This window comes from Rhodopseudomonas parapalustris (assembly GCF_053772255.1).
The window spans coordinates 1-11,678 of the sequence record NZ_JAMKBZ010000052.1 but is presented as its reverse complement, the minus strand read 5'-3'; the positions used below and the strand labels follow the sequence as shown (position 1 = coordinate 11,678).

At 65.0% G+C, this 11,678-nt stretch carries 12 protein-coding genes; 3 read left to right on the top strand and 9 right to left on the bottom strand.

Annotated elements, in window-relative coordinates:
• Window positions 1-204: 204 nt before the first annotated feature.
• From M9H71_RS24550 to M9H71_RS24515, 8 genes are all read right to left on the bottom strand, one after another.
• Window positions 205-1,446, bottom strand: coding sequence for a class I SAM-dependent RNA methyltransferase (locus tag M9H71_RS24550; RefSeq protein ID WP_455407477.1), 1,242 nt, complete (start codon window positions 1,444-1,446; stop codon window positions 205-207).
• A gap of 46 nt (window positions 1,447-1,492) precedes the next feature.
• On the bottom strand, window positions 1,493-2,917 hold the full coding sequence (locus tag M9H71_RS24545; RefSeq protein WP_455407476.1) for an MATE family efflux transporter: 1,425 nt from the start codon (window positions 2,915-2,917) through the stop codon (window positions 1,493-1,495).
• A 62-nt stretch (window positions 2,918-2,979) separates the two neighbouring features.
• A complete protein-coding gene (locus M9H71_RS24540) occupies window positions 2,980-3,720 on the bottom strand; it encodes a TlyA family RNA methyltransferase (protein WP_455407475.1) in 741 nt (246 codons plus the stop codon).
• 3 nt (window positions 3,721-3,723) lie between these two features.
• Window positions 3,724-4,287 (bottom strand): nucleoside 2-deoxyribosyltransferase, encoded by a 564-nt coding sequence (locus M9H71_RS24535; RefSeq protein WP_455407474.1) that lies wholly within the window; start codon window positions 4,285-4,287, stop codon window positions 3,724-3,726.
• Window positions 4,288-4,348: 61 nt separating this feature from the next.
• A complete protein-coding gene (gene dxs / locus M9H71_RS24530) occupies window positions 4,349-6,274 on the bottom strand; it encodes a 1-deoxy-D-xylulose-5-phosphate synthase (protein WP_455407473.1) in 1,926 nt (641 codons plus the stop codon).
• A gap of 404 nt (window positions 6,275-6,678) precedes the next feature.
• Complete coding sequence (locus tag M9H71_RS24525) at window positions 6,679-6,930, bottom strand: exodeoxyribonuclease VII small subunit (protein WP_455407478.1); 252 nt, start codon at window positions 6,928-6,930, stop codon at window positions 6,679-6,681.
• Between the two features lie 80 nt (window positions 6,931-7,010).
• Window positions 7,011-7,940 carry a histone deacetylase family protein gene (locus tag M9H71_RS24520; RefSeq protein WP_455407472.1) on the bottom strand — a complete coding sequence of 310 codons (930 nt, stop codon included), beginning with the start codon at window positions 7,938-7,940 and terminating at the stop codon, window positions 7,011-7,013.
• A 118-nt stretch (window positions 7,941-8,058) separates the two neighbouring features.
• Window positions 8,059-9,741: a bifunctional metallophosphatase/5'-nucleotidase gene (locus M9H71_RS24515; RefSeq protein ID WP_455407471.1), complete on the bottom strand. Its 1,683-nt coding sequence runs from the start codon at window positions 9,739-9,741 to the stop codon at window positions 8,059-8,061.
• Between the two features lie 17 nt (window positions 9,742-9,758).
• Between M9H71_RS24515 and M9H71_RS24510 the strand changes: the two genes are divergently transcribed.
• Together M9H71_RS24510 and M9H71_RS24505 are read left to right on the top strand one after the other, a co-directional pair.
• Window positions 9,759-9,968: a hypothetical protein gene (locus tag M9H71_RS24510; RefSeq protein WP_455407470.1), complete on the top strand. Its 210-nt coding sequence runs from the start codon at window positions 9,759-9,761 to the stop codon at window positions 9,966-9,968.
• Window positions 9,965-10,441 carry a hypothetical protein gene (locus tag M9H71_RS24505; protein WP_455407469.1) on the top strand — a complete coding sequence of 159 codons (477 nt, stop codon included), beginning with the start codon at window positions 9,965-9,967 and terminating at the stop codon, window positions 10,439-10,441. Before M9H71_RS24510 ends, M9H71_RS24505 begins: the two co-directional genes overlap by 4 nt.
• Window positions 10,442-10,633: 192 nt before the next feature.
• Here the strand turns inward: M9H71_RS24505 and M9H71_RS24500 are convergent, their stop codons facing one another.
• Window positions 10,634-10,918, bottom strand: a complete 285-nt coding sequence (locus tag M9H71_RS24500) for a hypothetical protein (protein WP_455407468.1) — start codon at window positions 10,916-10,918, stop codon at window positions 10,634-10,636.
• Window positions 10,919-11,311: 393 nt separating this feature from the next.
• Between M9H71_RS24500 and M9H71_RS24495 the strand changes: the two genes are divergently transcribed.
• Window positions 11,312-11,488, top strand: a complete 177-nt coding sequence (locus M9H71_RS24495; protein WP_455407467.1) for a DUF2934 domain-containing protein — start codon at window positions 11,312-11,314, stop codon at window positions 11,486-11,488.
• Window positions 11,489-11,678 lie beyond the last annotated feature (190 nt).

Here is an 11,678-nt window from a genome sequence, read left to right as displayed (position 1 = left end):
TTCAACTTCCACTTGCTGCTGCGCTGGTTCAAACGGCTTTTGCGTGCCCTGCTGATGATGCTGTCACTCCGACTCGAAGCCGCCCGACACCCCTAAATCAATCCAGTTCAGCAAACTTCACGGACGACTGAAATGCCGGTTGCTCGACAGCTCCAGATTCCGTGTTCGCTCGCGTTCGCGAGCGCCCCGGAATGACGCTTTGAACTACTGCTTCCGCAACACCGCCACCAGTTCGACATGCGGCGTGTACTTGAACTGATCGACAGGGGTCACGCGTTCCAGTTTGTAGCCGCCGTCGATCAGCAGCTTCGCGTCGCGGGCGAAGGTGGTGGCGTTGCACGACACTGCGATCACCAGAGGCACGCGGCTGGCCGCGAGTTGTGCGGCCTGCGCTTGCGCGCCCTGGCGCGGCGGATCGAACAGCACGGCGTCGAAATCGCGTAGCTCGGGCGGTGCCAGTGGCCGCCGGAACAGATCGCGGGCTTCCGCCTTCACCGGCTTCAGTCCCGGCGTTCCCGGTGCGGCTTTCTGCAGCGCGGCGACTGCGGGCGCATCGCTGTCACAGGCGAACACCCGCGCTTTCTCGGCGAGGCGAAGCGCAAACGGGCCGATGCCGCAGAACAGATCCGCGACCTGCTTGGCGCGGCCGAGATGTGCCATCGCGAGCTTCGCCAACGTCTCCTCGCCGAGCGCCGTCGCCTGCAGGAACGCGCCCGGCGGAAGCGTCACCTTGGCCTTGCCGATCGCCACCGCAGGCGGCCGGCGCAGCAGCACCAATTCGCCGTGCCGGGTCAGCCGGGCCAGCTTGTGCTGCTCGGCGAGCTGCGATAGCGACGTGATCATCTTCGGCGGCAGCGGCCCAGAGCCGCGCACGTCGATATCGAGGCCGTTTTCGGTAGCAGTGACTTGAATGTCGAGCGGCTTGCCGACCGGTGTCAGGGATTCCGCCAGCGCCCACGCCGCTTCCAGCGCGCCGCCGAGCGCCGGATCGAGGATCGGGCAGTGATCGATGCCGATGATCTCGTGACTTGCCGTGGCGCTGAAGCCGACTTTGAGGATGTCGTGCGTGCCCCTGCGGGCATGCAGCGTGATACGGCGGCGTCCTGCCCCATGCGCATCGATCAGCGGATCGACCGGGACGTCGATTCCCGCTTGCGTCAGCGTCTCGATCACGAGATTGCGCTTCCACGTCCGATACGGCTCGTCGCCCAAGTGCTGGATCGCGCAGCCGCCGCACACGCCGAAATGCGGACAGAACGGCGCGATCCGGTCGGAGCTCGCCACCTCGACGCGCAGCAGTTTGCGGCGGTCGGGATGGCCTTGAACTGCTTCGACCTCGACGGTTTCGCCGGGCAGGGCAAACGGAACGTAGATCGCGCTGCCTTGCGACAGGCTGACGCCGTCGCCGCGGTGGCCGAGCTGATCGATCGTCAGGGTCTGGATCATGGCGATGCGATAGTCTCCGGCCGGCAGGCCGTAAAGCCGGAACTGATCAGGCGGCGACGGCGGCTGCCATCGAGTCCCGCGTCAGTCGGTGGAAGCGCCACATCAGAAGCGCGGCGTAGACGATGAGGCCGATTGCAAGCCCGATCCAGACACCGAACGGGCCGAGCTCGGTGTGGAAGCCGAGCACCCAGCAGAACGGAAAGCCGATCAGCCAGAACCCGAGCACTGCGAACAGCAGCGGTATCTTGGTGTCGTTGCGCCCCCGCAGCGCGCCATTGGCGACCACTTGCAAACCGTCGGCGATGAAGAAGCTGGCGCCGACGATCAGCAACGATGCGGTGAGCGTCGCGGTCGCCGTGGCGGTCTCCGACTCCCCGAGAAACAGATACGGGATCTGATGCCGGGTCAGCGCCACCAGCAGAGTCATCGCCGCCATAAACGCAAAACCGAGGCCGATCGCCGCGAAGCCGGCGCGGCGCGCGCCGGGCGGATCGCCGCGGCCGACCGCGTGGCCGACCCGCACCGTGGCGGCGACGGAAATCCCCATCGGCACCATGAACATGATCGCTGCGACCTGCAGGGCGATCTGGTGCGCCGCGAGCGCGGTGGTGCCGAACAGGCCCATCAGCAGAGCTGCAGCGCCGAACACGCCGTATTCGAGCACGGAAGCGCCGGAGATCGGCAGGCCGAGCTGCAACAACCGCCGCATCAGCTCACCGTCGAACCGGAACAACTCGCCGAACACCTGGTACTTCCGGAACGGGCGCATCGTCACGCATACTACTGCGGCGGCGATGCACATCGCCCACGACACGATGGTGGTGGCCAGACCAGCGCCGAAGATCTCGAGGCGCGGCAGGCCGAGCGAGCCGTGGATCAGCGCGTAAGCAAGGCCGAGATTGATCGGGATTGCGGTCAGCATGATCCACAGCGCCGGCTCGGGCCGGTTCACTGCGCCCATGAAGCCGCGCAGCGCAATGAACAGCCAGCCCGGCACCAGCGACCACGCCAGCCCGTCGAGATAGTCGCCGGCGAGGCGCGACGTCGTTGCGTCCTGGCCGAGCGCGACCAGCAACTCCTCGCCGTACAACTGGCCGAGCGTCAGCGGAATGCCGGCTATCACGCCCGCCCACAGCCCGACGCGGAGCGACGCGCGGACCTGCCGCGGCGCGCGGGCGCCGAACGCCTGCGCGGCCAGCGGCGTCACCGCGGAGACTAGGCCAAGGCCCATGGTGAATGTGGAGAACAGCACGATATGCGCCAGCGCCGCCGCCGCCACGGCGGTGTCGCCGAGCCGGCCGATCAGCGCCAGATCGGTGGTCATCATCGCGATCTGGCCGAGCTGAGTCATCGCCATCGGCCACGCGAGCCACAGCGTTTCGATCAGCTCTGTTCGCCACGCAGACGACTTCGCCGGCGCGAGTGCGCCGGCGGCGATGTTGGAACCAGGTACGGTCATGGCGCGCACCATAGCGGAAGTTGCGGCCGGAGTAAGACTTTGGTTCCGGCCAAGACGTCGCGCCTTGGAAGCTCTTAGCCGCGCTTTGCACCGAGGAAGAATTCGACGTTGCCGTCACCGCCGGCGATCGAGGACGCAAAGACCTCGATGTCGCGGCAGCCGAGCGAAGCGGCGAGGGCGATGGCGTCGTCGCACACTGCGCGATGCACCTTGGCGTCGCGCACGATGCCGCGCTTCGAGGGAGCCTCGAATTGCGGCTTGATCAGCGCCAGCAGACTCATCGGCGATGCGGCAAGCGACAGCGCCGCGGGCAGCACCTGCTTCAGCGAAATGAAGCTGGCATCGATCACCACCACGTCCGGTCGCTGCGGCAGACGGGTGCCTTCGAGCTTGCGGATGTCGGTCTCTTCCATCGAGACGATCTTGGGATGGCCGCGCAGCGAGGCATGGAGCTGATCGCGGCCGACATCGACCGCAAACACCAATGCGGCGCCGTTCGCCAGCAGCACCTCGGTGAAGCCGCCGGTGGAAGAGCCGACGTCGAGGCAGACGTGATCCTCGATCTCGATCGGATAGCGCTCCAGCGCGCCGGCGAGCTTGACGCCGCCGCGCGACACCCAGGGATGCGCCGGTTGCGCTTCGAGCACGGCATCGAGCGCGACCGGCTCGGAGACTTTGGTGACCGGCTTGCCGTCAGCGAAGACGAGGCCGGCTTCGATCGCCGCCTGCGCCCGCGCGCGGCTGTCGAACAGACCGCGTTCGACCAGCACGACGTCGGCGCGCTTCCGGGACGGGGCGTCGGGTGATTTCGCCATGGCTCAGCGCGGCTGGTGTGGCCGCAGCCGCTGCGCCGCGATCCGGACGCAGGCGGTGAAGCTGTCGAGATTGTGCCATGGATCGGCGGGCGCTGCGCGCGGCGTCACCAGCGGCGCGCCGTGCAGATCGAGGCAGTGGATCAGCATCAGATTGTCGGCGAGGCCGAAATCCTCGACCGCGAGGCCGTCGGCGCCGATCAACAGGCCGTCGCGGCTCTCGACGGTTTCGAACTGCTTCACGCGCGCGACATAGTTGGCCGGATCGTTCGAATAGCCGAGCACCAGCTTGCCGCGTCCGGCCATATAGCCGAGCTCGTACACTGTGCCGGCGTCGGCACTGGGACCGCGGAACGGCGTCAGATTGGCGATGATCGCATCAGCGTCGTTCATCATCGCCTCGTTGCCGCGGAAGATCTGCAGCGAGGCGTCATGCGCGGCGAGCGCGACCACATTGTCGAGCGGGAAAAGGCCCTGGAGCCCGTGGTCCGCGCACAACTCGACCTTGCGCCGGCCAATCTCGAGCGCATCGGGCAGGAAGACGTCGGGGCCGGCGAGGTAGATCTTCATGGGCGGGTGAGTGCGAATTTCACCCTCCCCTGGAGGGGGAGGGTAAGAGAACTCCGCCGCCTCACGCCAGCTTCGAGGTCCCGGTCGCGGCGTCCTTGCCGAGCGCTTCGAACACCTTCTTGACGATCGCCTTGGCGTCGAGGCCGGCGCGGGCGTACATCGCCGCCGGGGTGTCGTGGTCGAGGAACACGTCGGGCAGCACCATCGCCCGCATCTTGACCTCGCCGTCGAGCAAGCCGTGCTCGGCCAGCGTCTGCATCACATGGCTGCCGAAGCCGCCGATCGAGCCTTCCTCGATGGTGAGCAGCACTTCGTGGTCGCGGGCGAGCTTGGTCACCAGCTCGACGTCGAGCGGCTTCATGAAGCGGGCGTCGGCGACGGTGGTGGAGAGGCCCAGCGTGGCGAGTTCGTCGGCGGCCTTCTCGGCCTCGGCGAGCCGGGTGCCGAACGACAGCAGAGCGATCTTGTTGCCCTGGCGGATGACGCGGCCCTTGCCGATTTCCAGCGGCACGCCGACGTCGGGCATTTCGACGCCGCGGCCTTCGCCGCGCGGATAGCGCACCGCGCTCGGACGGTCGTTGAGCGCGACCTGAGTCGCGACCATGTGCACCAGCTCGGACTCGTCCGCGGCCGCCATGATCACGATATTGGGCAGGCAGCCCAGATAGGCGTTGTCGAACGAACCCGCATGGGTCGCACCGTCGGCGCCGACCAGGCCGGCGCGGTCGATCGCGAAGCGGACCGGCAGGTTCTGGATGCAGACGTCGTGGACAACCTGGTCGTAGGCGCGCTGCAAGAAGGTCGAATAGATTGCGCAGAACGGCTTGTAGCCCTCGGTGGCGAGGCCGGCCGCGAAGGTCACGGCGTGCTGTTCGGCGATGCCGACGTCGAAGGTGCGCTTCGGGAACGACTTCTCGAAGATGTCGATGCCGGTGCCGGACGGCATCGCGGCGGTGATGCCGACGATCTTGTCGTCTTTCTCGGCTTCCTTGACCAGGCTTTGGCCGAACACGTTCTGGTACGACGGCGCGTTCGACTTGGCCTTGGACTGAGCGCCGGTGGCGATGTCGAACTTGACCACCGCGTGATATTTGTCGGCGGCTGCTTCGGCCGGACCGTAGCCCTTGCCCTTCTGGGTGACGACGTGGATCAGGAACGGACCGGTGTCGGCGTCGCGGACGTTCTGCAGGACCGGCAGCAGGTGGTCGAGATTGTGCCCGTCAATCGGGCCCACATAATAGAAGCCGAGCTCCTCGAACAGCGTGCCGCCATTGACCATGAAGCCGCGGGAATATTCCTCGGCGCGCGCGGCGCGGTCGGCGATCACCTTCGGCAGGTGCTTGCCGATCTGCTTGCCGGCCTCGCGCAACGACCGGTAGGTCTTGCCCGAATACAGCCGCGACAGATACGACGACATCGCGCCGACCGGCGGGGCGATCGACATATTGTTGTCGTTGAGGATCACGATCAGCCGCGAGTTCATCGCACCGGCGTTGTTCATCGCCTCGTAGGCCATGCCGGCCGAGATCGAGCCGTCGCCGATCACCGCGATGACGTTGTTCTTGATGCCGGCGAGCTCGCTCGCCACCGCCATGCCGAGGCCGGCGGAAATCGAGGTCGAGGAATGGCCGGCGCCGAACGGATCGTAGTCGCTCTCGGTGCGCTTGGCGAAGCCGGACAGGCCTCCGCCCATGCGCAGGGTGCGGATGCGGTCGCGGCGCCCGGTCAGGATCTTGTGCGGGTAGGCCTGGTGGCCGACGTCCCAGATCAGCCGGTCGCGCGGGGTGTCGAACACGTAATGGATCGCGGTGGTCAGCTCGACGACGCCGAGGCCGGCGCCGAAATGCCCGCCGGTGACCGATACCGCGTCGATCGTCTCCAGTCGCAATTCGTCGGCGACCTGCCGAACCTGATCGACGCGCAGCTTGCGCAGATCTTCCGGTGTGCGAATGGTGTCGAGAAGCGGCGTTTTACTAAATTCGGTCACGGCGATATTCCAGTCTATAACTATAGGGTGGTGAGTCCCTCGACGAATGGTCCGAGTGTCCGGTCTGCACGAGCCTCACCCGGCTCCTGCACTCCTGCTTCAGGAGAAATCGACGATCGAAGCGTGTGTGCTCCTGACCGACGACATGATCTGGATCACTTATTGCGGCTGCACACGTCCACCAAACTTGACAGTACCATCCCGGCAAGTGTCAGGCTCGGCGCATAAGCTCATACCTTTACACAAACCCTCATTTAATGCCAACCACCGCACGCCCAAGCCCTGGTCGGGCGGCGCAGACTTTCGGCCAAGAAGGTTGATGGGACGAACTTTCGAGCACCGGTGTTGCGGCGCAACCACGGTCGAGCCGTGGCAAGAGTGTAGCCAGATACCTTTTGCATGGGCTATTGCACGTCCAGCGGCTCTGTCCCGGTCGGCGTGCCCTGGGCATCGGTGGTGATTTTGTCGACCCGGGCCTCGGCCTGACGCAGCAGGTCTTCGCAGCGCCGCTTCAGGGCTTCGCCGCGCTCATAGATCATGACCGACTCTTCCAGCGGAACCTTGCCGTCCTCGAGCCGCTTGACGATCCCCTCGAGTTCCTCGAGCGCGCGCTCGAAACTGAGCTTTTTCACTTCGGCGGTGGAGGCTTCGGCCATTTCGCATTCCTGGCGGCACCGCGGCTGCGCGGTGGGCATGTTCTCGTTGTTGTTCTTGGTCGCCCGGCGGGGCGGCTGGTTCAAGCGCCCATCAGGGCGCCCACATGAGCCGCAACAGATTCACTCAGGCCCTGCAGGTCATACCCCCCCTCGAGCACCGAGACAATGCGGCCGCCGGCGGTCTGATCCGCCACTTCCATCAAACGTTTCGTGACCCAGCCGAAATCCTCGGCGCGCAGGTTCAGGCTGGCCAGAGGATCGCGATAATGCGCGTCGAAACCGGCTGAAATCACGATCAATTCCGGCGCGAACCGTTTGAGCTGGGGGAGGATCGCCTGCTCGAACGCGAGCCGGAACTCGGTTCCGCCGTCTTCGGAGGCGAGGGGGGCATTGACGATATTGTCGTATTCTCCGCGCTCGCCGGCCGAGCCGGTGCCGGGGAACAGCGGCATCTGGTGGGTGGAGCAATACATCACGGTGCGATCGCCCCAAAAGATGTCTTGGGTGCCGTTGCCGTGGTGCACGTCGAAATCCACCACCGCGGCCCGCTCGATGCCGTATTGCCGCTGAGCGTAGCGCGCCGCGATCGCGGCGTTGCCGAAGAAGCAGAAGCCCATCGGCTTGGTGATCTCGGCGTGATGCCCGGGCGGGCGGGTGGCGACGAACGCGTTGGCCGCCGTGCCCTTCATCACCGCGTCGACGGCTGCGACCGAGCCGCCGACTCCGCGCAACGCGGCTTCGAACGTGCCGGGCGACATCGAGGTGTCGCCGTCGACATAGACGGTGCCGGTCGATGGCGACAAATGGCGCAGCTCGACGATGTGATGATCGGTGTGGCACAGCGCGATGTGCTCGAGCGAGCCGATCGGCGATTCCGCGCGCGCCAGCGCTGCGAAACGATCCTCAGCGAGCGTCTTGTTGATGGCGACGAGTCGCGCGGCGCGCTCGGGATGTCCTTCCGGCGTGTGATGGTCGAGGCACGCGGAATGGGTCAAAAAAAGCGTGGTCATTCGAAAGTGTCCGCCGCCGATCCATAGGAGTACGATTGGGTGCGATATATTCGAATGAATGTAGTTATTCGCCGCCGCGAACGAAAGGCCCGCGTAAGGCTGAGGCCGCAGTCTCGGTTCAGTTCAGCCGCACGATCCGGTTCGGGGTCGGCGGTGCCACCGGGCTGCGCGATTTGAAATAGGCGAACAGCGCATCGACGTCGTAAATTCCTGTTTGCGGTGCAGCACCGTTCTTGAACGCCGCGAAGCCGTCGCCGCCCGCGGCGAGATAAGCATTCACCGTGACGCGATACGCCCGCTCCGGATCGATCGGGGTGCCGTTCAGCGTGATCTTGTCGGCCGGTATGCGCTTCCCTTCGGCGCCCGTCGCATCCCAGGCGAAGCTGAAGCCGTTCGACACCTGCAGAATCCGCGGCCGCGCCGGCTCCGCCCATTGCTGTTCGAGTGCGGCCTTGAGCTGAGCGCCGGTCAGCGTCATCGTCACCAGTTGATTGCGGAACGGCTGCGCGGCAAACACCTGGCCAAAGGTCACTGCGCCGCTTACGCCGCCCAGGATGTCGGAGCGGATGCCGCCGGGATTGGTCAGCGCGATCTCTGCGCCGCCTTTGTCTTGATCGGATGTGGCATTGAGCTGGGCGTCGGCGACGACGTCGCCGAGCACGCTCTCGCCGGCAGCGTTAGGCATCCGCGACAATGCCGCCGTCACCGCGCCGGCCGGCCGCGCCGCGATCGGACCGGCCAGTTTGTCGTAGGCGGCGATCAGCTTGGTCTGCCCTGGGTCCTTGGCCAGCGTTTCGGTTCGGACGATGGTGTTGTTGGCGGCTGCGCTGATCACGTCATGGGTGGTCGGATCGAGTTTCAGATCGATCGCAGTGACGATCGTGCCGTATTTGTCGCCGCTGGTGACCAGCCGGCCGTCGATCCGGCAGGTGTAGGCGCGGTGGGTGTGGCCGCTGATCACCACATCGACCGCGCGGTCGAGCTTGTTGACGATCTCGACGATCGGCCCCGAGATGCCAGGGCATTCGTTGTAGTCGCCGGTCGGAAAGCCGCCCTCGTGGATCAGCACCACGATTGCCTCGACGCCCTTGGCCTTCAATTCCGGGATCAGAGCGTTGACCGTCTCCGCCTCGTCCTTGAACGACAGCCCGGCGACGCCCGGCGGCGACACCATATTGGGCGTGTTCTTCAGCGTCAGCCCGATGAACGCCACCGGCACGCCGCCGAAGGAGCGGATTGCGTAAGCCGGAAAGATGGTTTTGCCGGTCGCGTTTTCGACCGTGGAGGCGGCGAGGTAGTTGAACCTTGCGCCCTTGAACGGATGCGGCCCCCGGCAGCCATCGACCGGATGGCAGCCCCCGTTCTGCATCCGCATCAGTTCGGTCTTGCCCTCGTCGAATTCGTGATTGCCGACCGAGGACAGCGCCAGCCCCATCAGCGACAGCGACTCGATGGTCGGCTCGTCGTGAAACATCGCCGACAGAAACGGGCTGGCGCCGATCAAATCGCCGGCCGCGACGAAGATCGAATTGGGATGGTCCTTGCGCAGAGCCTTCACCAGCGTCGCCATGTGCTCGGCGCCGCCGGCAGGGACGTGAATCTTCCTGGTCCGATCGGCCGGATCGTCGATCGCGACGCCGCCGGGCGGCGGCTTCAGATTGCCGTGGAAGTCGTTGATCGCAAGGATGCGGAGATCGACCGGCGGCGGCAGCAATTCTGCCGCGCGCACCGCCGAGGTCGAGGCTACAGTGAACGCGACAACGGTGACGAGCGAGGCCAGGCGAGGGCGGAGCGTGATCATCGGCGATCCGAGCAGAGATGTTGGAAGCCTCGCATCGCCTGCCGCGGGCTCGAATGCAAGCGTGCCATGGCGTCGGTTTGCCGCATGGCGAAAGCAATGCCCCGCCGAATACCAACCTTGCCGCTGCCCCGATTGAACTGGACGTCGGCGCCGCGCTACTGATGACGTTCAATCGCGTGCCTGCCGTCGAGTCGCGGCGCTCGTCCAAGATCGGGGATGACGTATGAAGAGGTTCTCGCTCGCCAAGCCTTCCGCCGGGATCATCGGCGCGCTCGCGCTCGTCACCACGATCTCCCTTGCCGCTGCGCAGCAGCCGCGGGGAGGAGAGCGTCCGCAGCCACGCCTCGCCGATCTGATGCAAGGCGCGCAGGTGGGACACATCAAGCTGTGGTTCGCCGGCAAGGCAGGCAATTGGGGGCTGGCGACCTACGAGACCAAGCAGCTTAAGGCCAGACTGGAAGACGCCGCCCAGCTCTACCAGAGTCTGCCGGTCAACGACATCACCACCATGGCCAAGCCGCTCGATGCGATGTCGGCGGCCATTGCCGCCAAGAACGGCCGTCAGTTCGCCCGCGCCTATGACGAGCTCACCGCCGGCTGCAATTCCTGCCACCAGTCTGTGAAGCTCGGTTTCGTCGCGATCCGCAGGCCGAACGCGAATCCGTTCAGCGATCAGGAGTTCGGGCCGGGCAAGAAGTAAGCGCCCGGGCGCCGGGCGATACGGAGCAAGCCGACTGTCGAACATCGGCGCAGCGGTCTGATGGCTCCGTCGCGCCGATCGGCTCGACCATCTCCGTCATGGCCGGGCTGGTCCCCGTATCCATGTGTGTTGAAGCGTCTGTGGAAGAAACGCCGCTGTTGACCCAAGGCTAGGCTCCAAACGAGCGGTCATTCAGGTGGGCGTCGCGCCTTGATTGACGAGCTTGTCGGGCGTTGCCAGCCTTCGTGCATTCGCGGCCACGTGCTTGCGATACATCTCGATAACAGACGTGGGATTTCCTCCACCGACGAGGATTCCGCCCGCTTCGTAAAGGGCTGCGACCTTCTCTTGGACCATGAGGCCCAGTTCTGCTCCGCAGCCCACTTCGCCAAGCGCCATCCTCATCAGGCGAATCTGGATGACATTCCTGGCCTCAATCGTCAGCATCATCGCCGCATACCAGGGAAAGAATTGCATGGTTGTTCTCCAGCAGCTATGCGGCTGCCGTTGCTAATCTTCTGAACTCCAAAAAGTTCATCGCTCAGGAGGCCGGTTCAAAAGCGAATCGACGCGGCAGGACGAGTAAGGGTCAGCTCGGGCCTGAGTGCTCAGTCACCGCAGACGCCGTACTCCCGGAGCGAATGCGAGACCTGACGAACAATACAACAGGCCCGATTCTCAACTCTCTACGCGTTCTTGCTTTGCTCGGAACCGGTCAATTCGGCCGCACTGACCGGTCGACAGGCTGGCCGTTGACGAGGACGTGAGAGCTGCCAGCGTTGGAGAGTGTGGCGTGCGCCGGAACGCTGCACCGCTATGCAGGTTGTAGACAGCGAGCTCCCCTTGTCATCCTCAGCATTGGAGAACAGAATGGAAAGCGATCTCGAGCAACGGATCAGCCACCGCACCAACGAGATGTGGCAGGCTGCCGGATCTCCTGAAGGCCGCAACGAGGAGTTCCGTCAGCAGGCCGAGAAGGACGTGACGGCCGAGCAGGAAACCTACAAGAAGTTGAACGCGGATCCGAACGTCACGACGAATAGCTGACTGACGCTTAGATCAACTGACACTTAGATCACTTGAAACTGAGATCAGCAGCGCATTTGCCGTCACCATGATTGGTGGCGGCGTTTTTTTGGTGGCCGTCCGCCTGGTCAATAGTCGTCCGTGAAGTTTGCTGAACTGGATTGATTTAGGGGTGTCGGGCGGCTTCGAGTCGGAGTGACAGCATCATCAG